The sequence below is a fragment of the Kineococcus rhizosphaerae genome, assembly GCF_003002055.1.
Classification (GTDB): domain Bacteria; phylum Actinomycetota; class Actinomycetes; order Actinomycetales; family Kineococcaceae; genus Kineococcus; species Kineococcus rhizosphaerae.
Window position 1 is genome coordinate 255,180 of the sequence record NZ_PVZF01000009.1, and the last position, 25,649, is coordinate 280,828.

The 25,649-nt window shown below is 73.7% G+C and carries 19 protein-coding genes and 4 riboswitches; of the genes, 3 read left to right on the top strand and 16 right to left on the bottom strand.

The annotated features are described in order from the left end of the window. Positions 1–64: 64 nt before the first annotated feature. Entirely contained in the window at positions 65–628 is a 564-nt protein-coding gene (locus CLV37_RS18325) for a MarR family winged helix-turn-helix transcriptional regulator (protein WP_106213024.1), read from the top strand. 12 nt (positions 629–640) lie between these two features. Here the strand turns inward: CLV37_RS18325 and CLV37_RS18330 are convergent, their stop codons facing one another. From CLV37_RS18330 to CLV37_RS18365, 8 genes are all read right to left on the bottom strand, one after another. Then, positions 641–2,461 (bottom strand): glycoside hydrolase family 35 protein, encoded by a 1,821-nt coding sequence (locus CLV37_RS18330; protein ID WP_106213026.1) that lies wholly within the window; start codon positions 2,459–2,461, stop codon positions 641–643. A 149-nt stretch (positions 2,462–2,610) separates the two neighbouring features. Next, entirely contained in the window at positions 2,611–3,813 is a 1,203-nt protein-coding gene (locus tag CLV37_RS18335) for an NtaA/DmoA family FMN-dependent monooxygenase (protein WP_106213028.1), read from the bottom strand. A 78-nt stretch (positions 3,814–3,891) separates the two neighbouring features. Beyond that, positions 3,892–4,959 carry an LLM class flavin-dependent oxidoreductase gene (locus CLV37_RS18340; RefSeq protein WP_211298755.1) on the bottom strand — a complete coding sequence of 356 codons (1,068 nt, stop codon included), beginning with the start codon at positions 4,957–4,959 and terminating at the stop codon, positions 3,892–3,894. Continuing rightward, the gene (locus CLV37_RS18345) at positions 4,956–5,465 is read right to left on the bottom strand and encodes a GNAT family N-acetyltransferase (RefSeq protein WP_106213030.1); all 510 of its coding nucleotides are present in this window, start codon (positions 5,463–5,465) and stop codon (positions 4,956–4,958) included. Before CLV37_RS18345 ends, CLV37_RS18340 begins: the two co-directional genes overlap by 4 nt. Next, complete coding sequence (locus CLV37_RS18350) at positions 5,462–7,120, bottom strand: dipeptide ABC transporter ATP-binding protein (protein WP_245885477.1); 1,659 nt, start codon at positions 7,118–7,120, stop codon at positions 5,462–5,464. The genes CLV37_RS18345 and CLV37_RS18350 overlap by 4 nt, the downstream gene beginning before the upstream one ends. Before the next feature lie 103 nt (positions 7,121–7,223). Beyond that, a complete protein-coding gene (locus tag CLV37_RS18355; protein WP_170127357.1) occupies positions 7,224–8,087 on the bottom strand; it encodes an ABC transporter permease in 864 nt (287 codons plus the stop codon). 32 nt (positions 8,088–8,119) lie between these two features. After that, positions 8,120–9,115: an ABC transporter permease gene (locus tag CLV37_RS18360; RefSeq protein ID WP_106213035.1), complete on the bottom strand. Its 996-nt coding sequence runs from the start codon at positions 9,113–9,115 to the stop codon at positions 8,120–8,122. 144 nt (positions 9,116–9,259) lie between these two features. Next, positions 9,260–10,855: an ABC transporter substrate-binding protein gene (locus CLV37_RS18365; protein ID WP_106213037.1), complete on the bottom strand. Its 1,596-nt coding sequence runs from the start codon at positions 10,853–10,855 to the stop codon at positions 9,260–9,262. Positions 10,856–11,035: 180 nt separating this feature from the next. Then, positions 11,036–11,128: riboswitch (SAM riboswitch) on the bottom strand. A 100-nt stretch (positions 11,129–11,228) separates the two neighbouring features. Beyond that, a riboswitch (SAM riboswitch) is annotated at positions 11,229–11,341 on the top strand. Between the two features lie 42 nt (positions 11,342–11,383). Here CLV37_RS18365 and CLV37_RS18370 point away from each other — a divergent pair. Both CLV37_RS18370 and CLV37_RS18375 read left to right on the top strand, forming a co-directional pair. Beyond that, positions 11,384–13,000, top strand: a complete 1,617-nt coding sequence (locus CLV37_RS18370; RefSeq protein ID WP_211298756.1) for an ABC transporter substrate-binding protein — start codon at positions 11,384–11,386, stop codon at positions 12,998–13,000. A gap of 3 nt (positions 13,001–13,003) precedes the next feature. Further along, positions 13,004–14,089 carry an LLM class flavin-dependent oxidoreductase gene (locus CLV37_RS18375; protein WP_106213039.1) on the top strand — a complete coding sequence of 362 codons (1,086 nt, stop codon included), beginning with the start codon at positions 13,004–13,006 and terminating at the stop codon, positions 14,087–14,089. Between the two features lie 31 nt (positions 14,090–14,120). Here CLV37_RS18375 and CLV37_RS18380 read toward each other — a convergent pair whose 3' ends face one another. The 8 genes from CLV37_RS18380 to CLV37_RS18415 all read right to left on the bottom strand — a co-directional run bounded on the left by CLV37_RS18380 (position 14,121) and on the right by CLV37_RS18415 (position 25,219). After that, positions 14,121–15,401: an NtaA/DmoA family FMN-dependent monooxygenase gene (locus CLV37_RS18380; RefSeq protein ID WP_211298757.1), complete on the bottom strand. Its 1,281-nt coding sequence runs from the start codon at positions 15,399–15,401 to the stop codon at positions 14,121–14,123. After that, positions 15,398–17,476 carry a zinc-dependent metalloprotease gene (locus tag CLV37_RS18385; protein ID WP_106213043.1) on the bottom strand — a complete coding sequence of 693 codons (2,079 nt, stop codon included), beginning with the start codon at positions 17,474–17,476 and terminating at the stop codon, positions 15,398–15,400. Before CLV37_RS18385 ends, CLV37_RS18380 begins: the two co-directional genes overlap by 4 nt. Further along, on the bottom strand, positions 17,473–19,077 hold the full coding sequence (locus CLV37_RS18390; protein ID WP_106213045.1) for an ABC transporter substrate-binding protein: 1,605 nt from the start codon (positions 19,075–19,077) through the stop codon (positions 17,473–17,475). The genes CLV37_RS18385 and CLV37_RS18390 overlap by 4 nt, the downstream gene beginning before the upstream one ends. Positions 19,078–19,088: 11 nt before the next feature. After that, the gene (locus tag CLV37_RS18395) at positions 19,089–20,099 is read right to left on the bottom strand and encodes a ketopantoate reductase family protein (RefSeq protein ID WP_106213047.1); all 1,011 of its coding nucleotides are present in this window, start codon (positions 20,097–20,099) and stop codon (positions 19,089–19,091) included. After that, entirely contained in the window at positions 20,096–20,890 is a 795-nt protein-coding gene (locus tag CLV37_RS18400) for an SDR family NAD(P)-dependent oxidoreductase (protein WP_106213049.1), read from the bottom strand. Before CLV37_RS18400 ends, CLV37_RS18395 begins: the two co-directional genes overlap by 4 nt. Continuing rightward, a complete protein-coding gene (locus CLV37_RS18405; RefSeq protein ID WP_106213051.1) occupies positions 20,887–21,780 on the bottom strand; it encodes a polysaccharide deacetylase family protein in 894 nt (297 codons plus the stop codon). The genes CLV37_RS18400 and CLV37_RS18405 overlap by 4 nt, the downstream gene beginning before the upstream one ends. A 149-nt stretch (positions 21,781–21,929) precedes the next feature. After that, on the bottom strand, positions 21,930–24,275 hold the full coding sequence (gene metE, locus CLV37_RS18410; RefSeq protein WP_106213053.1) for a 5-methyltetrahydropteroyltriglutamate--homocysteine S-methyltransferase: 2,346 nt from the start codon (positions 24,273–24,275) through the stop codon (positions 21,930–21,932). Continuing rightward, positions 24,272–25,219, bottom strand: coding sequence for a methylenetetrahydrofolate reductase (locus CLV37_RS18415; protein ID WP_106213055.1), 948 nt, complete (start codon positions 25,217–25,219; stop codon positions 24,272–24,274). Before CLV37_RS18415 ends, metE begins: the two co-directional genes overlap by 4 nt. Before the next feature lie 61 nt (positions 25,220–25,280). Continuing rightward, positions 25,281–25,372, bottom strand: a riboswitch (SAM riboswitch). A gap of 162 nt (positions 25,373–25,534) precedes the next feature. Continuing rightward, positions 25,535–25,648: riboswitch (SAM riboswitch) on the top strand. Position 25,649: the final 1 nt, after the last annotated feature.

Below are 25,649 nucleotides of genomic sequence, written 5' to 3' on the forward strand. Positions count from 1 at the left end.
GGGGACGGCCGGTGCCCGGCCGCGACGACAGCCCGGTCCCAGGTCGTGGCCCTAGGTTGGCCCCGTGAACGCCGACGCCCCGGGCACCGCCCGCCCGCGACGGTCCGCCGCCTCCCGGCACCGGGCCAGCGCGCCCGCGGAAGCCCTCGCCCGGCTGGAGTGGGTCACGCAGCGGGTGTCGAGGGCCCTGCAGCGCGCGGTGGACCTCGTCGCGGCCGACCACGGCATCACCGCCGCGGAGTACCACCTGCTGCTCGCCATCAGCGACGACGTCGGCCGGTCCAACGCGGAGATCGCCCGGCTGACCTTCGTCACCCCTCAGTCGGCCAACCACGTGCTCGCCGAGCTCGAGCGCCGCGCGTTCCTGCAGCGCACCGACGACCCGAACCACGGCCGCATCCGGCACGCGGTGCTGACGCGCACCGGCCGGGAGGTCCTGGACAGCTGCACCCGCCAGATCGCCGCGATCGAAGCCCGGGTCGTGGCCGGCCTCGACGAGCAGCAGCGCGCGGTGCTGCTGCCCGCGCTGTGGCAGGCGGCCGAGACGCTGGCCGGCGGCTTCTTCGGCGACGCCGCGGAGGAGGCCCGGGCCGAGGAGCTGCGCCGCGCCCGGCACGCGCCGCGCTGACGCCCTCGGCCCTCACGCCTCGGTGTGCCCCAGCGCCAGGTCGGGCAGCGTCCGCACGACCGGATCGGCCGTCCCGTCCAGTTCGAGCACGGTGACGACGTTGCGCCCCGCCCGGACCACCGGGGCCGGGACGTACAGCGAACGCTGCGGCCCGTGCCGCCAGTACCGGCCGAGGCAGAACCCGTTGACCCACGCCACCCCGCGCCCCCAGCCCCCCGTGTCCAGGAACAGGTCGGCGACGGCGGGGACGTCGAGCGCGGCGCTCGCGAGCACGGGCCCCACGAGGGCGTCGACTGGTCCGGCGCCGGACCCGGCGCCGGGGTCGAGCCGCAGCGCGTCGTGGTCGACGGGCCGGACGACGGCCCCCTCCAGCCGGCGGCCGCCGACCAGGAGCGGGCCGACGATCCCCTTGGGCTCGCCCAGGCGGGGTCCGTAGTTGACGCGGCCGGCGTCCTCGACGAGCAGGTCGACCCGCGTTCCCGGCGCGTGCGGGGGCAGGGCCAGCGCGACGTCGTGGTGCTCGCGGAACATCGTCCCGACCCGCACCCCGTCGAGCAGGACCGTCACCCGGTCGCGGACCTCGCCCACGCTCAGCAGCGTCGGGCCCGCAGCCCCGCCGGAGGTCCCGGAGATCCAGGCGAAGCGCACGGGTTCCCCCGACGGGACCTCGAGGTCGTCCAGGACGGGCGGTGCGCTCCCCTCCCAGGGCAGGTCCGGGCCGGCGAACTCCGCCAGGGGACGGGAGGCGGTGAAGGCCGCCTCCAGGACCGGTGCGGGCGGGTGGTCCTGCGCCGATCCGGTGAGGACCTCGGCGGGGACCGGCGCGTACCGGGCGATGACCTCGCGGAACGCGTGGAACTTCGCCGTGGGCCGGCCCGCCTCGTCCAGCAGGGCGTCGTAGTCGTAGGACGTGACGGTCGGCTGGTAGGTGCCCTTGTCGTTGGCTCCGTTGGTGAACCCGAAGTTCGTCCCGCCGTGGAGCACGTAGACGTTCACCCCGGCCCCGCGCGAGAGCATCGCGTCGAGTTCCGCGGTGGCCTCGGCCACCGACGTCGTCCCGTGGTGCGAACCCCAGTGGTCGAACCAGCCGATCCAGAACTCCGAGCAGACCAGGGGCCCCTCGGGCTGGTGCTCGCGCAGCGTCGCGAGCCGTTGCGCCGCCCGGCCCCCGAACGACCCCGTCGTCAGCAACCCGGGAAGGGTGCCGGCGGCCAGCATCTCGTCGGTGGGCTGGTCGACGGTGGTCAGCGGGACGGTGATCCCGGCCCCGCGCGTGGTCGCCACGAGGTGCTCGAGGTACCGGACCCGGGCGGCGCCGTCGTCCCCGGTGTCGTAGGCGCCGTACTCGTTCTCCACCTGCACGAGCACGACGGGACCGCCGCGGTCGGCCTGCCGCGGGACCACGACGTCGTAGACGGCGGTCAGGAACTCGTCCACGGCCGCGAGGTAGTCCGCGTCGTCGGTGCGCAGCCGCACCCCCGAGCGGGTCAGCCAGACCGGCAGCCCCCCGTTGTCCCACTCGGCGCAGATGTACGGGCCCGGGCGCACGACGACGTCGAGCCCCTCGCGGTCGGCGGCGTCGAGGAACCCGGCCAGGTCGCAGAAGCCGTCGGTGCGGAACTCACCCCGGCGCGGGGCGTGCAGGTTCCACGGCACGTACGTCTCGACGGTGTTCAGGCCGAGCAGGCGCGCCGCCCGCAGCCGGTCGCCCCATTGCTGCGGGTGGACGCGGAAGTAGTGCAGGGCGCCGGACAGCAGCAGGTGGGGGCGGCCGTCGCGCACGAACCCCTCGGGGCCGACGGTCAGCTGACGGGTGCTGGGCGCGGGCGTCACGCGTCGCACGCTACCGCCCGGACGGGCGCGGTACGGGCTGCTCACGCCCCGCACCCGGACCTCTCGTTTCCCGCGCTTCGCACACGTCGGGCCCCGGATCGCGACGATCCGGGGCCCGACGTGTGCGAAGCGCGGGAAGAGCCGGTGGGTCAGGTCCTCACCGGCTCGCTCCAGCGCGGGCCGAAGGCCGACTCGTCGACCCGCGGCGCCGGCAGCCCCAGCCGTTCCCGCAACGTCCCGGGCGCGTACTCCTCGCGGACCAGCCCTCGCGAGCGCAGGATCGGCAGGACGGACGCGGCGAACGCCTCGAGGTCGTCGGGCAGCACGTTGACGTGGACGCTGACCCCGTCGAGAGCACCGGCCTCGTACCAGCGGGTGAGGTCGTCGGCGATCTGCAACGCCGTCCCCGCCAGCAGCCGGTGGCCCGAGCTCTCCGCCTGCGGGCCCGTCGGGGCGTGGTCGAACCGGTCCCGCGCGACGGTGTCGGCGGCCTGCAGGTCGTGGACCCGCTGCAGCGCGGCGTCCCGCGACGCCCCGACGACCGGCACGACGCCGGGCAGGACGCGGACGTCGTCGGCGGCCCGTCCGTGCCCCACGGCCGCGGCCCGCACCCGGCGGCGGTAGTCCACGCTGCCCTGGAGGTCGGGCTGGCGGGTGTAGACGACGTCGGCGAACCGGCCGGCGAGGTCGATCCCGGACGGGGACCCCCCGGCCTGGGCGATGAGCGGGACGGTCTGCGGGGACCGCGTCGTGTGCAGGGGCCCGCGGACGCGGTAGTGCGGGCCGTGGTGGTTGACCTCGCGGACCGCGTCCCGGCGCAGCAGCTCCCCGGACTCGCGGTCGGCGACGAACGGGTCGGGCTCCCACGCGCTGAGCAGGGCGATGACGGCGGTGACGTAGTCCTGCGCCACCTCGTACCGCAGGTCGTGCTCGGGCAGCCGGTCCCGGCCGTAGTTGCGCGCCGAGTTGTCGTCGGTGCTCGTCACGACGTTCCACCCGGCCCGGCCCCGCGTGAGGTGGTCGATGGAGGCGAGCTGACGCGCGGTCGTGAACGGTTCGTTGAAGGTCGTGGAGTGGGTGGCGACGAGCCCGAGGTGCTCGGTCGAGCCGGCCAGGGCCGCGACGAGGATGAAGGGGTCCAGGGGCCACTGCAACGGCGAGGCGGGGTCGTCGGGCACGGCCAAGGTGTCGGCGAGGAAGAGGGCGTCGAAGACCGCCTCCTCCAGGACCCGGCCGAGCTCCGACCAGTACTCCAGGGTGGTGTTGGCGGTGACGTCGGCGCGGGACACGCGCCAGGCGGCGGTGTGACCGCCGAGCTGACCACGCAGGACGGCGTTGAGGACGAAGGGCACGGTGGTCTCCGGAAGGGTGTCGCGAGCGGCCGTTCAACGAGCCGCTCGCGGCCCTCCCGGGTTCTGGTGCAGGAAAGGTCAGGGTTCGAGCGTCGGTCGCGGGAACTCCTCCCACGACCGGCTCGGGAACTCGCGGCGCACGACGGGGGCCACCTCGCCGGCGAACAGTTCGAGCGTCGCGCGCTGCTCGGCCGGGTCCAGCCCCTGACCGTCGACACCGATCGCGAGGAGCTCGTGACCGAACGCCCCGTGGTAGTCACCGATCTTGTCCACGACCTGCGCGGGCGAGCCCACCAGGTTCGGCCCGCGGTCGAGAGCGTCCTCGAGCGACGTGAACGGCGACCGGTTGTGCGCCGCGGCCGGGGTGGCCATGTACGCCTCCCACAGCGGCCGGAACCGGGCGACCGCCTCCTGGGACGTGCGGGCCAGGTGCACGCCCCCCGACCCCGCCCCCACGAGCGCCCGCGCGGGGTCGTGCCCGTGCTCGGCGAACCGCTGACGGTAGTGGGCGATGAGGTCGGCGTACTTGGCCTGCGGGTGGAAGGCGTTGGCCGAGAACAGGGGTTCGCCGTAGCGGGCGGCCAGCTCCGTCGACTCGGTGCTCGACGCCGAGCCGTGCCACACCCGCGGCGGACCCGCCAGCGGACGCGGGTACGTCGTGGCCGCGACGAGGTCGGGACGGTACCGGCCGGACCAGCTCACCTTCTCCTCCCTCCACAACCGGTGCAGGAGCTCGTAGTTCTCCCGGTTGCGGTCCCACTGGTCGGCGAGGTCGAACCCGAACAGCTCGGACTGGTGCGCGTCGTTGCCCTTGCCGATGACGATCTCGACGCGGCCGTCGGACAGGTGGTCCAGCGTCGCGTAGTCCTCCGCGACGCGCACCGGGTCCAGCAGGCTCAGCACCGTGACGGTCGTGAACAGCCGGATCGTCGACGTCCGCGCCGCCAGGTGCGAGAGCACGACGGTCGGTGAGCTGGACAGGAACTCCGGTGAGTGACGCTCCCCCACCCCGAAGGCGTCGAGCCCCAGCTCCTCGACGAACTCCGCCGTCTCGACGACCTCGCGGAACCGCTGCCGCGGCGGGGTGAGCCGCCCGGCGGCGGCATCGCCGCTCGTGCCGATGAGCGTCATGACGAGGAACTTCACGCCGACCCCTCCCCGGGCGTCAGGTCCTTGGTGAACGCCAGGGGGCCGATCGTCTCGGGGTCGACGTCGAGGTCGAACTGCGGGACGTAGCCGGAGGTCAGGTAGAGGTGCTTGGCCTCGGGCTGGCGCGGCCCCGTCGTCAGGTACAGCGCCTCGTAGCCGTTCGCCACCGCACGCCGTTCCAGCTCGGCCAGCACCCGTCGCGCCAGGCCCCGCCGGCGGTGCGCGGGGTGCGTCCAGATGCGCTTGAGCTCGGCGGTCCGCTCGTCGTAGCGGCGGTAGGCGCCGCCGGCGATCGCGGCCCCGTCCTCCAGGAGCAGCAGGAGCACCCCGTGCGGTTCGGCGAACTCCTGCGCCGGGTACCGCTCCAGCTCCTGCCGGACCTGCTCGACCGTCCCGCCGTAGCGCGTGCCGTACTCGTGGGCGAGGTCGTCGAACAGCGGCTTCGCCAGCGGGTCGGCGGTGCCGACCGCACGGACGACGAGCTCGGCGGGTTCGGCGGTCACGTCGCGTCCTCCAGCGCCCGGCGGCCGGGGATGGCCTCGAGCAGTTCCACGGTGTACTCGTGCTGCGGGTGCGCGAAGACGTCCCGCGCGGGGGCGAACTCCACCAGGTTCCCGCGACGCATGACCCCCACCTTGTCGCTGATCTGCCGGATCACGGCCAGGTCGTGGGAGATGAACAGGTAGCTCAGCCCGTGGTCGGCCTGCAGCTGCACGAGCAGCTCCAGGATCTGCGCCTGCACCGACACGTCGAGGGCGGAGACGGGCTCGTCGCAGACGACGAACTCCGGTTCCAGCGCCAGGGCGCGGGCGATGGCGACCCGCTGGCGCTGACCGCCGGACAGCTCCGCGGGCCGGCGCTCGAGGGCGTCGGCGGGCAGTCGCACCTGGTCCAGCAACGACGCGGCCTTCTTGCGCCGCGAGGACCGATCGCCGACCCCGAAGGCGCGCAACGGTTCGGCGATCGTCTCGCCGACGGCGACGCGCGGGTCGAGGGACGCGTAGGGGTTCTGGTAGACGAGCTGCGCGCGACGGCGCAGGTCCCGCCACGCGGACCCCTTGAGCCCCGCGGTCTCGACGCCGTCGAACAGCACCTGCCCCGAGGTGGGCCGCTCCAGCCCCAGGACGAGGCGGGCCGTCGTCGTCTTGCCCGACCCCGACTCCCCCACCAGCCCGACGGTCTCGCCGCGGCCGATGTCGAAGCTGACGTCCGACACGGCGGTCTGGACGTTGCCCCGGCCGGGCAGCGGGAACTCCTTGACCAGGGACCGCACCTGCACGAGGGGCTCGCGCGGGCGGGGCGCCGGCGGAGCGGTCCGCTCGCGCGGCACGGCCCGGATCCGCGCGCTGTGCAGGCTCGGGGCGGCCGCGAGCAGCGACTTCGTGTACTCGTGCTCCGGTTCCGTCAGCACCTGCTGGGCGGTGCCGACTTCGACGACCTCGCCCTGGGACATGACGACGACCCGGGAGGCGCGGTCGGCGGCCACCGCCAGGTCGTGCGTGATGAACAGCACAGCCGTCCCCGCGTCCCGGGTGAGGGACTCCAGGTGGTCCAGCACCTGCCGCTGCACCGTGACGTCGAGCGCGCTCGTCGGTTCGTCGGCCACCAGCAGGCGGGGCCCGGCGGCCAGCCCGATGGCGATGAGGACGCGCTGCCGCATGCCCCCCGACAGTTCCGTCGGGTACTGCTTCGCGCGCACGGCCGCGTCCGGCAGCCCGGCGGCGGTGAGGAGCTCGACCGCCCGCAGCCGGGCGGCGGCGCCCTTGGCCAGACCGTGGACGTGCAGCACCTCGGCGACCTGGTCCCCGATGCGCTTGACGGGGTTCAGCGACAGCGTCGGGTCCTGCGGGACCAGGCCGATCCGGGCCCCGCGCACCGAGCGCCAGGCCTTCTCGCCGAGGCCGACGAGCTCGTCGCCCTCGAACAGCACCGATCCGGAGCCCACCGTGCCCGACCCCGACAGGAGCCCCACGACGGCGTGCGCGGTCGTGCTCTTGCCCGACCCGGACTCCCCGACGACGGCGACGACCTCACCGGGGTGGACGTCGAACGACACCCCGTGGACGACCTCGCGGGAACCGTAGGAGATCTTCAGGTCCTGGACCTGCAACAACGGCTGGTTCACGCCGTGCCCCCGGTTCGCTCCGTCGTGGCGCACCAGACGGCGCCTTCCTCCCGGGCCGCGCAGCGACTCCGTCTGGAGCCGGCGCGCAGCGCCGGACGCGTCCCGTCCGTCCAGGCGCTGTCGCGCCACTCGTCGCTCACGCCGTGCCCCTCTCCAGCGCCCGGGCGATCCGGTTGGCGGACAGCACGACCGCCGCCACCACCAGCCCCGGCAACGTCGTCAGCCACCACGAGGTGGCCAGGTAGTCGCGCCCGCCCGCGACGAGCGAACCCCACTCGGGCGCCGGCGGCGGGGCGCCGAACCCGAGGAAGCTCAGCGAGGAGACGGCGAGGACCGCGACCCCGAACTCCAGCGCCGAGAGGGCCAGCACGGGACCGGCGGCGTTCGGCAGGACGTGCCGGAACAGCACACCCGTCGTGCGCACCCCGCTGGCCCGGGCCGCCTCGACGTACACGGCCGCGCTGACCTTCAGCACCTCCGAGCGCATGACGCGGGCGAAGTTCGCGACCGTCCCGATGCCGACGGCGATCGCGACCTTGACCGTCCCGAAGCCCAGCGCCGTGATGAGCGCCATCGACAGCAGCAGGGCGGGGATGGACAGCAGCACGTCCATGGTGCGCATGAGGACGTCGTCGACGACCCCGCGCACGAAACCGGAGAACAACCCGATGAGCGTCCCCACGACCAGGCCGATGAGCACGGCGAGGACCGTGGCCTGCAGCGTGAGCCGGGACCCGTGGACCACGCGGGAGAACAGGTCGCGTCCCAGGTGGTCGGTGCCGAACAAGTGCGCCGCCGACGGGCCCTGGAGACGGTCCGCGGGCACCCCGTCGATGGGGCTCTGCGACGTGAACAGCGACGGGAACGCCGCCCACGCCAGCACCAGCAGGATCACCAGGGCTGCCACCAGCAGGTCGGGCCGCCGGGCCCACGCCGGCAGCGTGCGCCGGGTTCCCGCGGGTGCCTTCGCACCGCTGCGGTAGCGCTCACCGATGTCCAGGACGTCGAGGACGGCCTCGGGTGCTTCCCTGCTCACGACACGCTCCCCACGAGGGTCTTGGTGCTGGCCCGCGGACGACGCGGCACCCCGACGACCCGGATGCGCGGGTCGATGACCGGGTACAGCAGGTCCACCACGAGGTTGGTGACGACGAAGATCGTGGCCGCCAGCAGGACGAGGCCCTGCACGAGCGGGATGTCCTGCCCGTTGACGGCGGTGACGGTCAGTCGCCCGATGCCGACACGGGAGAACACCGTCTCCACCACGACGGCACCGGCCAGCAGGTTGCCCACGATGACCCCGCCGATCGTCAGGGCGGGGATCGTCGCGTTGCGGAACGCGTGCCGCAGGTGCACCCGGGCCCGGGAGGCGCCCTTGGCGCGGGCCGTCTCGACGTAGGGTTCGGCCAGCGCGGTGCGCAGCCCGCGGGCCAGCACCTGCGCGATCGACGCCGAGACGGGGACGGCGAGGGTCACCGACGGCAGCACGAGGCTGGCGAGGCCCTCGTTGCCCAGGGCCGGGAAGATCGAGATCCGGAACGAGAAGAACTGGATGAGCAGCAGGCCGACCCAGAACGTCGGCAGCGAGACGCCCAGCGGCGGCAGGGCCAGCAGCAGCGTGCGCACCCAGGCCCACCGGGTCCAGGTCGACAGGAACGCGATCCCGACACCGAGCACCAGCGCGATGACCAGCGCCGAGACGGCGAGGACCGCGGTCTGCGGCAGCGCGTCGCCGATGAGGGAGGTGACCGGGGCCCCGTTCTGGATGGAGCTGCCGAAGTCCAGGTGCAGCGTCCTCCACAGCGCGTGGACGTACTGCACGGGCAGCGGCTCGTCCAGGCCGTACTCGTGCCGCAGGGCCGCGACCTGTGCGGGGTCGACCGTGGACTGCTCCCCTCCCTGCCCCCCGGCGAGCATGATCTCCACCGGGTCGCTGGGCAGCAGGTAGAGGATGACGAACGTCACGGTGTACGCCGCCCAGAGGACGACGACCGCCTGCCCGAGCCGCCGGGCGACGTAACCGGTCACGCCCTCACCTGCTCCCTCGTCGCGGCGCCCGGGTCGACGCCTTCCTCCCGGACCGCGCAGCGACTCCGTCGGCGCGTTCCGCTCGTCCAGGCGCCGACGCGCCGATCCTCGCTCACGCCCTCACCTGCTCCCTCGTCACGGTGCTCACGCCTGCTTCCAGGCGTCGTAGAACCACAGCCGCGACGAGCCCTCGAACTGCAGGTCGTGCACGTCCTCGTTCGCGGCGATGACGGTCGACAGCTCGATGAGCGGGATCGAGTGCGCCTCCTCGACGAGCAGCTTCGAGGCCTGCGCCACGAGCTGGGCCCGCTGGGCGGTGTCCGTCGTCGCGGCCTGCTGCGTGAGCAGGTCGTCGACCTGGCTGTGGGCCCGGTGGTTCACGTTGCGGGTCTCGGTCGAGAAGATCGTCCGCAGCACGTCCGGGTCGGAGCGGGTCAGGTTGTAGAACAGGACGTCGTAGTCGCCGGAGTTCTGCAGGGCCGTGGTCTCGGCGGTGGTGCCCTGCTTGAGCTGCAGGTCGATGCCGACGGCGCGCTCCTGCTGCTGGACGAGCTCCAGCACGGCGGTCGTGGGCTGCCAGAACGTCACGGTGACGGTGAGCTTCTTGCCGTCCTTGGCCCGGACGCCGTCCGCGCCCTTGACCCAGCCGGCCTCGTCGAGCAGCTCGTTCGCCCCCGCCACGTCGAGCGCGAGGTCCTTGGAGTCGTCGGACGCCAGCGGGGTGGAGGCCGACAGCGCCGAGCTCACGGCGACGTCACCGGGGTTCAGGATGCTGGCGAGCGTCTTGCGGTCGACGGCCTTCGAGAACGCCTGCCGAACCCTGATGTCGGAGAAGATCGGGCGCGACTCGTTGGGGAAGAAGTTGTACGGGATGCCCGGGTTCGCGCGACGCTGGGTCCAGAACCCGTTGCCGTCGAACTGCGGCAGGTCCTGCGAGGCGATGCCGGTCGTCGCGTCGATCTGCTTGGACTGCAACGACCCCGTGCGCACGCTGGCCTCGGGGACGACCTCGTAGGTGATGGTGTCGAGGTAGGCCTCGCCCTGGTGCTTGGCCCCGGTGGGCGCCCAGTCGTACCCGGTGCGCTTCTTCAGGACCGTCTTGGAACCGTTGGCGTAGCTGCCGACGGTGAACGGCCCGGAGCCGACCAGCGTGCTCCCGTCGCACCGGGTCGCCGGGTCGGCCGTGGTCGTCGGGACCGACAGGAGCCCCAGGCTCATCGTCGAGGTGGCCTGGAGGAACTGCGCGCTGGGCTGCGCGAACGTCACGACGGCCGTCTGCGCGTCCGGGGTCTGGGTGCCGGTGTAGCCCTGGAGGTAGGTCGAGCCGAGCGACGCCTTGGCCCCGAGGGCGACGATCCCGTCGAGGTTCGCCTTCACCGCGGCCGAGTCGACGGGGGTGCCGTCGGAGAACGTCGCCCCCTCGCGCAGGTGGAAGGTGAAGGTCTTCGCGTCCGGGCTGACCTCCCACGTCTGGGCCAGCCAGGGCTGGATCTTCCCGTCGAGGTCCTGCACCGTGAGGGAGTCCACGAGCTGGCGGCCGATGTTCAGCGCGTCGTTGTTGCCCACCTGCTGCGGGTCGATGCACCCGGAGTCGACCGAGATCGCGAACGTCAGGTTCCCCCCCTTGACCGGGGTGGCGTCGGCGGACTTCTCGGAACTGCTCTGACCACCGCCACCGCACGCGGTGAGGACGAGGAGCGCGGCGAGGGTGACCGCGGACAGGGGCGTGCGGGTGCGCAAGGGGACTCCAGGGGCGGGAACGACGAAGGTGTGCACCCGCCACGCGGGACGGTGCACGGACGCACGGGAACGTTTCCCGGCGTCGGGAGGGGTGGTCAGCGACAGCCGGAGGAACCGGTCAGGCAGAAGTCGACGACGCGGCGGAGGATGGCGACGTGCGACGTGCGGTCCACGAGAACTCCTCCATCGGTCCTGGCGGAAGCACCCGCGCCCGTTTCCGGGGGGTTGCTGCGGCGTCGTCGAGCCAGGTCTCTCAGCCGCTCTGGATGGTGTACCCGTTCACCATAGGGGACCGGACCCCGGATCCTCAACCCCCTCGTCGACCCGATCGGACGGTTGACCCGGTGATCGCTCACCTGCGAGTCTCCGGGGAGGTCATGAGTGCTGCCGACAAGCCCCGGCTCGGCAGCCGGCAACCCCCTCGCACGGCGTGGGGTGCCCGGGTGAAGACCCGGCCCTGTGGAAGCCCCAGGGCAAGGCAGTGCTCCGCGGGACCGCCCGCGGCGCCCGAAGAACGAGGGATCCTCCGTGCCCCGACGCATCACCCTGTCCGCGCTCGCCCTGAGCGCCGCTCTCGCCCTCGCCGCCTGCTCCGCGGGCTCGAACGCCGACTCCCCGGCCGGTGCGGACGCCTCCCGCGCGGCCGACGCGAAGCCGGTCGACGGCGGGACGCTGACGTTCGACGTCGCCTCCGACGCCGGCTGCGTCGACCCCCAGCAGGTCGGCAGCAACGAGACGATCTACGCCACGCGGCAGTTCGTCGACTCCCTGACCGACCAGGACCCCGAGACGGGCACGATCGAACCCTGGCTCGCGAAGAGCTGGGACGTCAGTCCCGACGGGACGACGTTCACGTTCCACCTGGTGACGGGGGCGACCTTCTCCGACGGAACACCCGTCGACGCAGCCGCGGTCAAGGCCAACCTGGACGCCGCGACGAAGCTCGGGGCCCGCGCGACGCTCGTGACGAACTACCTCACGGGGTACGTCGGCGCCGACGTCGTCGACCCGCAGACCGTGAAGGTCACGTTCTCCGCCCCGAACGCCCAGTTCCTGCAGGCCACTTCGACGTTCAGCCTCGGGCTCGTGTCCGTCGCCAGCACCCGGCAGAGCCCCGACGAGCGGTGCAAGGGCATCGTGGGCTCCGGACCCTTCACCCTGGACCACTACACCCAGGGCAAGGAGATCGTGCTGAAGAAGCGTGCGGACTACGACTGGGGTTCCTCGCTCTGGACGACGCAGGGAGCCGCCCACCTGGACGGCATCACCTTCCAGATCGTCCCCGAGGCCAGCGTCCGCAGCGGATCCCTGCAGTCCCAGCAGGTCGACGCCATCAGTTCGCTGTCCCCGCAGGACCTCGACCTCATCGAGTCCACGGGCGGGCACGTCATCAGCCGCACCAATCCGGGCATCCCGCTGCACCTGGCCGTGAACAACTCCCGGCCCGCCACCTCCGACGTGAAGGTGCGCGAGGCGATCTCCCGGGCACTGGACCGGCAGGAGGTCATCGACACCGTCCTGTCGAAGCAGTACGAGCCTGCGACGAGCGTCCTGTCGGACACCACCCCGGGGTACGCGGACGAGTCGGAGCTGCTGACGACGGACCAGGCGAAGGCGAAGCAGCTGCTCGACGAGGCCGGCTGGGAGGAGGGGACCGACGGCGTCCGGGAGAAGGACGGCCAGAAGCTGAACCTCGACCTGTACTGGTTCAACAACGGGAACTTCGGCCCCACGACCGAACTGTTCCAGCAGCAGCTGAAGAAGGTCGGCATCGGCGTCACGATCCACCAGGCCCAGATCTCCGAGGCCGCGCAGGTGCAGAAGGACGGGAACTTCGACCTGATCTACGGCGGCCTCACCCGCGCCGACGGCGACATCCTGCGGACGAGCTACTCGACGAAGGGGACGAACAACGCCCGCATCCCCGTCACCGAGCTCGACGACGTCCTGGCCCAGCAGCTCGCCACCGTCGACGTCGACCAGCGCAACGCGCTGCTGGCGAAGGCGCAGCAGCTCATCGTCTCGAACTACTACGTGATCCCGGTGGTCCAGCAGACCACCGTGCTGGCCACGACCGGGGACGTCCACGACCTCGACTTCGAGGCGTCCTCCCGCCTGCAGTTCCACGACACCTGGAAGGGCTGAGCCGTGAAGTTCCTCGCGATGACCCTGATCACCCACACCCCGGACCCGGTGACGGGGGTGTGGCCGACGCAGCACGAACGCCTCACCGAGGTGGTCGAGAACGCCGCCCTGGCCGAGCAGTGGGGTTTCGACGCCTACGGCGTCGGGGAACGGCACGAACGCCCGTTCCTGTCCTCCTCCCCCACCGTCGTCCTCTCGAACATCGCGGCCCGCACGTCGCGGATCAAGCTGTTCACGACCGTCACGACGCTCAGCCTGCTCGACCCGGTCCGCGCCTACGAGGACTACGCGACGTTGGACCACCTCGCGAACGGCCGGCTGGAACTCATCGTGGGCAAGGGCAACGGGGCGGCGCAGGCGAACCTGTTCCACGTCACGACCGACGACCAGTGGGACCGCAACGCCGAGGGGTACGAGTTGTTCCGCCGGTTGTGGCGGGAGGAGAAGGTCACCTGGCAGGGCCGGTTCCGGCCGTCGCTGGACCAGGCCGAGACCTGGCCCGCCCCCTACCAGCGCGATCTGCGGATCTGGCACGGCAGCGCCACGAGCGAGGAGTCGGTGGAGGTCGCCGCGGCCGCCGGGGACCCGCTGTTCTCCGCGAACGTCACGTACCCGATCGGCAAGTACGCCACGCTCATCGAGCGCTACCGCGAACGGTGGGCGGCGCACGGCCACGACCCGGCCGACGCGCTCGTGGGCGCCGGATCGGCGGGCAGCTTCGTGGCCCGGACCTCCCAGGAGGCCCGCCGCGTCTGGCGGCCGCACTTCGAGGCGCGCCAGAAGGCCTTCGCCGGCAGCGGTGTCCCGAAGGTGTGGGAGGACTTCGAGGACTTCCTGGTCCGCAGCTCCGCCCTCGTCGGCTCCCCCGAAGAGGTCGTCGACAAGGTCGGCCGCTACCACGAGCGGTTCGGCCACGAGGTGACCGCCCTGCACTTCGACCGCTCCGGGCTGAGCGAGGCGCAGCACCGGGAGAACTGGGACCTGTTCACGACCGACGTGGCTCCCGTGCTGCGCCGGCAGTTCCCCTCGCGCCCCCTGCTGCCCGCCCCGGCGCAGGCCCAGGGCCGCGCCCCCCTCGTCCCCGCCTGACCCCGCGCGATCGGGACGAGGCCCGCCCGGGTCAGCCGAGCCCCAGGTTCCCCCGCAACGTGCCCGCCGCGTACTCGCGCCGGAACAGGCCGCGGTCCTGCAACCGCGGGACGACGAGGTCGGCGAACGCCTCGAACCCCGCCGGCATGTGCGTGGGGATGACGGTGAACCCGTCCGCCGCCTCCTGCTCGAACCAGTGCTGCAGGTCGTCCGCGACCTCGTCGGCGGACCCGACGAGCAGCCGGTGGCCGTTGGTCGCCGCGGCGTGCCGGGCCAGTTCCCCGAGCGTCCAGCCGGCACGGGCCGCGGGCCCGAACAGCAGCGCCACGCGGCTGCGCCCCAGGGAACTGGGCGGCAGGTCCCGCACGGGTTGCCCGGGGTCGGCTCCCGTGAGGTCCACCCCGGAACGCCACGACAGCTGCCGCAACCCGGCCGCGGTGTCCTGCAGCTCCTGCAGCTGCGCCCACACGTCCCGCGCCGCAGCACGGGTGGCCGCGACGACCGGCAGCACGCCGGGGAACACGAGGACCCGTGCCGGGTCACGCCCGTGCGCCCGGGTGGCGGCGTGCACGCGCTGGCGGAAACCACGCCCCTCGGCCGGGTCCTGCGCGACGGTGTAGACGACGTCGGCGAACCGCCCGGCCAGGTCGATGCCCGCCTCCGAGGATCCCGACTGGGCCAGGACGGGGCGCCCCTGCTCGGAGGCCGGGACGTCGAGCGGTCCGCGGACGGCGAAGAACTCCCCCACGTGGTCGATGGGCCGGTTCGCGCTCAGGTCGGTGTACACGCCGCTCGCCGCGTCCCCCACGTGGTACCCGGCCGGGAAGCTCCCCCACAGCCGGAGCACGACGTCGACGAACTCCGCCGCCCGCCGGTAGCGGGTCGCGTGGTCGGGGAACTCAGCCAACCCGAAGTTCGCGGCGGCGTCCGCGAGCTGGCTGGTGACGGCGTTCCACCCGGCGCGGCCGTGGCTGATGCGGTCCAGCGACGCGAACTGCCGGGCCAGGTTGTACGGCTCGCTGAACGTCGTCGAGGCGGTCGCGACGAGGCCGATGCGCGTCGTCTCGCGGGCCACGGCGGCCAGCAGGGTCAACGGTTCGACCGCCCGTACCGGCCCGTCGTGGCCGGGTCTGGGAGCGGCCAGCGCGTCCTCGCAGAAGAACAGGTCGAACCGCGCCCGTTCGGCCAGCTGCGCCGTGCGCACGACCCAGTCGACGTCGTCGGCGCGGCCCTGCGCGCCCGGCAGCCGCCACCCACCGGGGTGGCGGCCGACGGGCTGGTTGAACAGCGCCAGCTTGAGCTGACGGCTCACCAGGGCGCTCCCGGCGGCAGCACCGCGGGTGTCCCGGGGACGGTCCCGTCCTCACCGAACACGTGCAGGCGCCGGGCCAGGCCGGGCCGGGACGTCTCGAACGCGCGGGCCGCCTCGAGGAGCGCGGCGTGCACCTCGTCGGCCACGGCGTCGTGCAGCCGGCCGCTCGTCAGGGTCGCCACCACGCGGCGGACGGCCTCGCCCGCGACCTCCCCCTGCCGGCGGTCCTCGCCGTTCGCGGCGGCCCGCAGGACGCGTCCCACGAGGTCCTCCACCGACAGGCCGGGGACGGCCTGCTCGTGCAGCCGGTTCAGCCGGGCCGGTTCCAGCAGCGGTTCGAGGACGACGGCGGCACCGGCGGCGACGGCCACGACGGGGTCGAACACGGGCCCGGTCCGCGGCGCGTACGTCTGGTCGTCGCGCTCGAAGCGCGGGGGCGGGGGCAGGAGCACCGCGACGGCCGAGGCCGGGACGCCGGCGACCTCCGCGTCCAGCAGCGGCAGCAGCGCCTCCACCGCCCGCCGCTGGTCGTCCGGGGCGACGGCTTCGGCCGCCGGGGAGTCCGGCGATCCCTGGTGGGCCACGCCGCCGACGAGACGCGCGAGCGCGGCGACCTCGTGGCGGTGCAGCAGGTGCAGGACGACGAGTCGGGGTTCGAGGTCCCCGACCTGCCGGTCTCGGGCCAGCGCCCCGCGGGAGAACTCCCCGAGCGCCACCTCCCGCACCTCGAGGAGCTCGGCGAGCGTCGTGAACGGGTCGTCGCCGCTCGTCCAGGGCACGGCGTCGGGGTGGGCCGCGTCCGGCGCGTGTCCGTCGGCGTCGGTGACGAACACCAGACCGGAGGGGGTCTCGTCGTCGGCGTACCCGTGCCGGACGAGGAACTCGTCCCACGGACCGACGCCCGCGGAGTAGGCGCCGGCGAGGTCGATCCGCCCGTCCCGCAACCGCAGGCGCGGGTGCGGGTAGTCCATGACGGACGGTTTCGCGTGCTTGGTGCTCGCGTAGTTGTGGACGAACCCCAGGGCGTGCCCGATCTCGTGCGCCGCCAGGTGCCGCAACCGGGCCAGCACGAACCGCTCGACCGCGGCGAGGCGCTCGGCCTCGTCGGGCCGGCCGTACGGCGTGAGCAGCGCCTCGGCCAGCAGGGTCAGCTGCTCGACCCGGTGCGAGCCGAGCCGGACCTGCCCGCGCAGGATCTCCTGGGTGCGCGGGTCGGTCAGCGCCCCGCCTTGCGACCAGCCCCGGCCGGCGCGGTGCACCCAGGAGACCGAACTGGTCCGCGGCCCGAACGCGTCGACGTCGTCGGCGCGCACCCGCACGTCGAAGGCGTCGGGCAGCCCGGCTGCGGCGAAGGCCTGCCGCCACCACCGGCCGCCCTCCACGACCGCGTCGCGGTAGGGCTGCGGGATCCGGGGGTCGACGTGGAAGACGACGGTCCGGTCGGTGCGGAACCGAGGCTGGAAGCGGACCTCGACGCCGTGCCCGATCCGGTCGTGGTCGGCGTGCCCCTTGGCGTAGGACCCCGAGGCAGGGTCGTAGCGGCGCGGAACGAAACCTTCGTCCGGCAACGGGATCGCCGTGACCTCGACGCCGACGGTGACCCAGCGCGCATCGGGCACCACGCGGACGAGCTCGGCCGAGGTCCCGGGCCCGGTCAGGGTCAGGACCGTGCTCCAGTGCGCCCCCTCGGCGCTGACCCGGACCTCCGCCAGGTGGCTGCGGGCGGTGTCGAACCGGTGGTCGCCGTGCCCGCCCGCGGCCAGGATCCCGGCGACGCCGTGCAGGTCGGAGACGAGGAGCCCCTCGACGTCCACCGCGCCGTCGACCAGCGGCCCGGCGAACAGCGTGGACTCGGCGAAGGACCCGGCCCCCAGGTGGTGCTTGCTCTCCTGGACGAGCCGCACCGCGCCGCCCCGGACCTCGACGCGGACGAGCCGCACCTCCCCCGGCTGACCGCGGTCCAGCCGCAACCGGGACGACCCGAGGCCGTGGCCCACGGTGGTGGCGAGCAGGAACCTCTCCCCGTCGACGGGATCGACGAGCCGGGTCCCGCGGACCGTGAACGGCAGGCTCACGACTGCTTCCAGATGTCGTGGAACACCGGTTTCCCGGAGGCCTCCCAACCGAACCCGTGGACGTCCGCCGCCACCCCGAAGACGCCGACGCTCTCGACGACCGGGAGGCCGAAGCCGTCGGCGACGATCCGCTGCTGGGCCTGCGCGGTGAGCGGGTCCCGCTGCGCCGCGTCGGTCGTGGTGCGCTGCTCGGCGAGGACGCGGGCGAGCTCGGGGTCGGACCCGCCGTGCCGGTTGGACGGCGAGTCCGGGGAGTACTGGCTCCACAGGACGTCGGGGTCGGGGCGCACCTGGGAGTTGTAGAACAACCCGTAGTCCCGCTTCGTCAGCGTGTCGGTCAGCTCGGCCTGGGTGATCTTGCGGATGTCCAGCGCGATCCCCACCTTCGCCAGCTGCTGCTGCACGAGTTCCAGGACGGCCTGGCCCGTGCCGATGGCGGGGTTGAAGGACGCCTGGAGGCGCAGTTCCCGGCCGTCCTTGCTCCGCGTGCCGTTCCCGGTGCGGGTCCAGCCCGCGGCGTCGAGCGCCTCGCCCGCCGCGGCCGGGTCCACCGTGAGCTCCTTCGAGACGTCGACGTACCCCGGGGTGGCGCTCGACAGGACCGAGGTGGCCGCGGGGGCCTGACCGAAGAACACCGTGTCGGCGACCTGCTGGCGATCGACGACGTGCAGCAGGGCCTGCCGCACCGCGGGGTCGGCGAGCGGCCCGGCCGTGGTGTTGACGAAGAACGACCCCGTCAGGCCCGGGTTGGGTTTCGTCAGGACCTGCAGACCGGAACCGCGCACTTGGTCGGTGCTCTGCGCGGGCAGGTCACCGACGGCGTCGACCTGGCCGGAGGCGAGGGACCCGCTGCGCACGCTGGCCTCGGGCACGACGGTGAAGTCGACCGCGTCGAGGTGCGCGTCGCCCTGGTGGGCGGCTCGGGCCGGCGCCCAGCCGTACCCCGTGCGCTTCTCGATCCGCACCGACTGGCCGGCGACGAACTTCGTGATGGTGAACGGCCCGCTGGCCGCGTAGTCCCCCTCGCACAGCTGCTCGGGCGTCTTGTCCTGCAGGCTCTTCGGGGACAGCAGACCCAGCGACATGCTGGAGCTGGCCTGCAGGAACTGCGCGTTGGGCCGGTCGAAGTCGACGCGCACGGTCGACGGGTCCACGACCGTCGCGCCCTGGTAGCCCGTGAGGTACTGGGCCGGCAGCGCGGCGAGCGCGCCGAGGGACTGGGTGTCGTCGAAGTTGACCTTGACGGCCTGCGCGTCCAGCGGGGTGCCGTCGGAGAACGTGACCCCGTCCCGCAGGTGGAACGTGAAGCTGGAGCTGTCGGCGTTCGTCTCCCAGCTGCTCGCGAGCCAGGGTTCGATCGCGCCGGTCTCGGGGTCCTGGTCGGTCAGGGAGTCGACGACGCTGCGCGTGACGGTGAGGCTGACCGTCAGCCCGCCCTGGCGCGGGTCCAGGCAGACGGGGTCGGCCTGCAGCCCGTACCTCAGCGTCCCGCCGTCGACGGGCGTGCCGTCCCCGGCGGGTGCGGAGTCGTCGGAGGCACCGGCGGAACACCCGGCGAGGAGGAGCAGGCCGACGAGGGCGACGGTGGAGCGGCGGAGCACGGGAGGTCCCTTCAGGGCAGGAGCCGACGCAGGGCGTCGAGGTGGTGGGTGCCGAACTCGGCGTGGCCGGCCGCGACGTCGTCGAGACGGGCGGCGACGGCGTCGTTGACCGGGGTGGGGGCAGGACCGCGCACGGCCGGGGCGTACCCGAGCGGGTGCGTCTCGCGGGGACGGCGGCGGACCGCGATGTCGCGGAAGACCCCGCTACGGTCCTTGGGCATCGTGCGCAGCCAGGCGACGAGGCGGGCGGTGGCCGCGGTGCGCACGCGCTCGCTGGCCAGGGCCCGGAAACCGTACGGTTCCCAGGCGTCGAAGGGTTCCAGCACCAGCCCGGCCGCGATCGACGCCTCGACCTTCTCCGCGGCGGCCGCGGACGCGACGTCGGGGTAGGCCTCGACGACGTCGGCCATGGGCGCGTCGACGAGCGTCGTGACCCCGAGCACCGCGCCGAAACCGGCCTTCGACGCGCGGTACCCCTCGAGGTTCGCCGTCACCACGACGTCGCCGTAGGCGCGGAGGTCCTCGGCCGTCTCCAGCACCCGCAGGTCGGGCGCCCCGGAACCCGGCAGCCCGACCGCCAGGGCCCCGAGGCCGCCGTCGCGCACCACGCCGGGTTCGAGGTAGTCGGCGAAGATGTTGACGAAGGCGCCGAGGACGCGGTGGGTGCCCACGTGGTCGGCGATGACGGGTTCGTTCACGCCGTTCTGCGCCGAGACGACGAACCCACCCGGCGCGAGCCGGGACGCGGTCCACGTGGCGGCCTGCACGGTGTGCTGCGACTTCGTCGCGATCACGACCTTCTGCAGGTCGCGCAGGTCCTGCGCGTCGTCCGGGTGCACGGCCCGCGCGACCTCGACGGTGTCGTCGCGCCCGTCGGCGCGGCGGATGGTGATCCCCTTGCCGCGCAGCGCGTCCACGTGGTCGCGGTCGGCGTCGACGACGACGACCTCGTGCCCGTCCCGGGCCAGCGCGTGCGCGAGGGTGCCGCCGATGGCGCCCGCACCGACGATCGTCCAGGTCATCGGGTCTCCCCCAGTTGCCAGCGGGTGGGTCCGGGCCAGTGCACGGGCAGCGCGTTCGTGCCGGCCGTGGCGCCGCCGTCGACGTTCAGCACCGACCCCGTCGTCCAGCCCGCGGCGGGCGAGAGCAGGAACTCCACCGCGTGCCCGACGTGGACGGGATCGGCCGGGCCGGGCAGCAGGGTCGCCGAGACGGCCGCGGCGTACTCCTCCGTCACGGGGTTCACCTCGCTGCCGACCCCGAAGAACCCGGGCGAGACGGCGTTGACGCGGATGCCCTGGGCGGCCAGCTCCACGGCCAGGGCCTGGGTGGCCATGACGAGGGCGGCCTTGGAGACGTTGTACGCGGCGGCGCCGGGCCGGGCCCGGCGGGCGGCGCCCGAGGTGAGGTTGACGACGGCGGGCCGCACCCCGCGACCCCGCGCCAGCTCGGCCAGCGCCTGGGTGGCGAACACCGCGGCGCGCACGTTGACGTTCTGGACGCGGTCCCAGACCGCGGTGCCGAGGGTGTCGAACGGGACGGCCGGGTAGATCCCCGCGGCGTTGACGAGGCCGTCGACGGGGGCGAACTCCCACGCCCGGCGGACGACGTCGCCCGGCGCGTCGGGCGACCCCAGGTCGGCGACGTCGGTCTGGACGTCCGGTAGGCCGTCCACGCTGCGCTGCAGCGCCTCGCCCCGCAGGTCGACGGCCGTGACGGTCCAGCCGGCGGCGGCCAGGTGGCGCGTGACGGCCAGCCCCAGGCCGCCCGCGGCCCCGGTGACGACGGCGTGCCGGCGGGCGGGAGCGTTCACGGGGCCACCGCCAGCACGTGGTCGACGACCTGTTCGTGGGTGGCGAACCAGACCCCGGCGTCCCTGCCGGCGGCGAGGAGTTCCTCCACGATCCACGACCGCGACCGGTGTCCCGAGACGGAGGGGTGCAGGGTCAGCTGGAACACGCCACCGTCGGCGACCGCTCCGTCGAGTTCACGCCGCCAGATCCGGGCGACGGTCTCGGGGTCGGTGTAGGGGCGCAGCCCGGAGTAGCGGGCCATGCCGAAGTAGACGGCGTCGTCGCGGACCCACTCGACGGGCAGCTCCACGAGACCGCTGGGCTCGCCGTGCGACAGGAGTTCGTAGGGCACGTCGTCGGCCATGAGGGAACTGTCGTAGCGCAGCCCCGCCTCGACGAGGATCCGCAGGGTCGCCGGGGAGAAGTCCCACGACGGCGTGCGGATCCCCGTGGGCCGGCGGCCCGCCAGCCGCTCCAGCGTGTCGAGGCTGCGCAGCACGAGATCGCGCTCGTCGGCCTCGGCCAGCAGGGAGTTGCGTTCGTGGATCCAGCCGTGGGCGCCGACCTCGTGGCCCTCGGCGACGAACCGGCGGATGTCGTCCGGGTGCAGCAGGGCCGACACGGCCGGGACGTAGAACGAGGCGGGGACCTCGTGCCGGGCCAGCAGGTCCAGGATCCGCGGGACGGCCACGCGGGACCCGAACTCCCCCGCGGCCAAGACGCCCGGGGAGGTGTTCCCGTCGCGCAGCGCGGGGGTCTCGTGGTCGGCGTCGAAGGAGAGGGCGAAGGCCGCCGGGGCGCCCCCGGGCCAGGACGCGGGTTTCAGCGACCGCCCTGCCCGGACCTCCTCCACGACCCCGCGCCACACGGGCTCCGGCCACGCCCACGGTGGGTTGTCTGCGTCGGACACACGACCTCTGTTCGCCAGGTTGGTGGTACCCCGGCCGGCGTCCGGTGGAGTGGAGCGCCCCGCGGGCCGGGCACCGTGGTGCCCGGCCCGCGGGGGCCTGTCGGGGCTCGCCGCGGCGGGACGTCCCGGTGGCCCGCGGCGAGTTCACGTCAGTTCGCGACCGGCGCTCCGGTCGGCAGTTCGGCGCGGACCGTGCGGGCCGCTTCGACCAGGTGCCGCAACGACTCCGTCGTCTCCGCGTACCCGCGGGTCTTCAGCCCGCAGTCGGGGTTCACCCACAGCTGGCGGGCCGGGACGGACCCGACGGCCGAACGCAGCAGGCTCACGACCTCCTCGGTGGACGGCACCCGCGGGGAGTGGATGTCGTACACGCCGGGCCCGATGCCGCGGGCGAAACCGGCGCGGGCGATGTCCCCGAGGACCTCCATGCGCGAGCGCGCCGCCTCGATGCTCGTGACGTCGGCGTCGAGGCCGTCGATCGCGTCGATGACCTCGCCGAACTCCGAGTAGCACAGGTGCGTGTGGATCTGGGTGGCGTCGCCCGCCCCCGCCGTCGCGAGCCGGAACGAGGCGACCGACCAGTCGAGGTACGCCGCCTGGTCCGCGGTCTTCAGCGGCAGGAGTTCGCGCAGGGCCGGTTCGTCGACCTGCACGATCCCGATGCCGGCGGCCTCGAGGTCGGCGACCTCGTCGCGCAGGGCGAGCGCCACCTGGTTCGCGGTGTCACCCAGCGGCTGGTCGTCGCGCACGAACGACCACGCGAGGATCGTCACCGGGCCGGTGAGCATGCCCTTGACCGGCTTGGTGGTGCGGCTGGCGGTGTACGTGCTCCACGGCACGGTGATCGGCGCGGGGCGCGTCACGTCGCCCCACAGGATCGGCGGGCGGACCCCGCGCGAACCGTACGACTGCACCCAGCCGTGCTGCGTGACGGCGAACCCGTCGAGCTGCTCGGCGAAGTACTGGACCATGTCGTTGCGCTCGGGCTCGCCGTGGACGACGACGTCCAGACCGAGTTCCTCCTGCAGCTGCACGACGCGGTCGATCTCGGTGCGCAGGAACTCCTCGTACCCCGCCTGGTCCAGGTCCCCTCGGGTCCACGCCGCCCGGGCCCTGCGGATCTCCGTGGTCTGCGGAAAGGAGCCGATGGTCGTCGTCGGCAGGGCCGGCAGGTGCAGGGCCTCGTCCTGGGCGGCGCGACGGACGGCGTAGTCGCTGCGGCCGAACGCCTCCGGCGTCAGCGCGGCGAGCCGGTCGCGGACCTCCGGGCGCACGACGCCGGGGGCGGTGAGCCGGTCGGCGCGGCCGGCGGCCGACGCGGCCAGTTCCGCCTCGACGGAGGCCGCGTCCCCGAGCGCCTTGCCGAGCAGGACGACCTCGGCGACCTTCTGGTCGGCGAAGGCCAGCCAGCCGCGCAGCCGCTCGTCGAGCTGGGTCTCGCGACTGACGTCGTGCGGGACGTGCAGCAGCGAGGTGGACGTGCCGGCCACGACGTGCGCGGCGGAGCCCTCCAGCTGCCGCAGGGTCGCCAGCGCCTGCACGAGGTCACCGCGCCAGATGTTGTGGCCGTCGACGACCCCGCCGACGACGGTCTTGCCGGCCAGGACGGAGCGGTCGGCCGGGAGCGCGCCCTTCACGAGGTCGAGGGCCAGCCCCTCGACCTCGCCGAAGGAGGCCAGGTACCCGCTCGCGTCGCCGTAGGGCGTGGCGACGAGCAGGCGCGGACGGCCGGCGAGCGCCGTGAGGCGGTCGTAGGCACCCCGCACCAGGTCGGCCAGACCCTCGACGCCGGCGGTCGCGGAGTCGCTGACCAGGCCCGGTTCGTCGAGCTGGACCCACTCGGCACCGGCGGCGGCGTAGGCGGCCAGGAGGTCCTCGTAGGCCCCGAGCAGGTCGTCCAGGCGCGAGATCGGCGCGAAGCCCTCCGAGCTGCCGTCCGCGGCCTTGGCCAGCAGCAGGAAGGTCACCGGCCCCACGACGACGGGCCGGGTGAGGAAGCCGTCGGCGAGCGCCTCGGCGAACTCGCGGACCCCGCGGTCGTCGGCGAACCGGAAGTCGGTGTCCGGGCCGATCTCGGGGACGAGGTAGTGGTAGTTCGTGTCGAACCACTTCGTCATCTCCAGCGGCGCCTGGGCCCCGCGGCCGCGGGCGATGGTGGAGTACCCGACGAGGTCGACCGTGCCGTCCTGGCCCACGAGGTCGGCGAAGCGCTCGGGCACCGCGCCCACGGCGACGGCCGCGTCGAGGACCTGGTCGTAGGCCGAGTACGACGAGGGGATCGAGGCGTCGTGCGCCGGCAGGCCGAGCGCGTTGAGGCGGCGGACGGTGGCGGCGCGGACGGCCGCGAGCTGCTCCTCGGTGCTCGCGAGGTCGGCCTTGCCGGACCACAGCGCCTCGAGGGCCTTCTTGGTCTCGCGGTCCGGGCCGATCCGGGGGTAGCCGAGGATCGTGGCGGTCCAGGCCGGGGTGCTGGACGAGGTGGTGGTCTGGCTCATCGGGTGGGTCCTCCTACCGCGACGCGGTCGCGGCCTTCGACGGAACGGGGCAGGTCGAGGTGGTCGATCAGGTCCAGGGCCGGGGCGGCCGCGTTGAACGTGTACAGGTGCAGCCCGGGGGCACCGGTGTCGAGCAGCCCGTGCGCCAGGCCCGAGGAGAAGGCCGTCGCGGCGCGCAGGCGCGCGGTGGCGTCGTCGGTGTCGAGGGCGGCGAGCAGGGCGGGCGAGGCCGGGACGCCGGTGAGCTCGCCGATCCGCTGGAAGCGGCGCGGGTCGTCGGAGACGGCGATCCCGGGCAGCAGCGGGATGGTGATCCCGGCCGCCCGGGCCCGGCGGACGAACGTGGCGTACTCCTCGGCGGAGAACGTGACCTGGCAGACCGCGAACTGGGCCCCGGCGTCCTGCTTGGCCCGCAGGACCGCGAGCTCGTGGTCGTCCCGGGCCCGGGGGAAGGCGGCCACGGCCAGGCTGAGGCTGCCCTCGTCCACCGGACGGGCCCCCCCGCGCAGGGCGAGGCGACGCCGGTCGGCGACCTGCAGGAGTTCCACGAGGTCGCTCGCGGTGGTCACCCCGTCGGGGTGCGGGGTCCAGTCCGCGGCCCCGGCCGGCGGGTCCCCGCGCAGCGCCAGGACGTTGCGGACCCCGGCGTCGAGGAACTCGGTCGCCAGTTCCACGACCTCGCGCCGGGAGGAGCCCACGCAGGTCAGGTGGGCCATGGCCGGCACGGCCGTGGTGCTCAGGACGTGGGCGAGCAGGTCGCGGCTCGGGCCACGGGTCGCGCCCGCTGCCCCGAAGGTCACCGACACGAAGTCGGGGGCTGCGGACAGCAGCTCGGACAGCTTGCGCCACAACGCGTCACGTCCGGCGTCCGAGCGCGGGGGGAACAGTTCGAAGCTCAGCGTCGGCCGCCCCGCCGCACCGGCGACGAGGGGGGCGAGCGTCATCGCACGGTTCCCCGGCCCGGAACCGGGTGGGGAGCGACGACATCGGTGGTCCGCATCACGAACTCCATCGGCCTGGCGTTAGCACCCTCGCCCGGGCTCGGGGGGTTGCTGCGGCGTCGTCGAGCCAGGACTCTCGGCCGCTCTGGATGGTGTGCTTCGAATGTAGACCGGTCCCGGCACGGTCCACAAGTGGTTCCCCCGATCAGCCCCCACCCGCGTCCTGGGCGCCCCGCGAGAACGCTCCAGGACGCTCGAGGTCGACCCGCGACACGCCGACCTTGATTCCCGGCGGTTGCGCGTGGCAATCTCCCCTCAGGTCATGAGTGCCAGCGACAAGCCCCGGCTCGCTGGCCGGCAACCCTCCTCCGCGGTGGGGTGCCCCGGGTGACGACCTGGCCGGTCCCGAGGTGGGCCCGGCAAGCGCGGACCT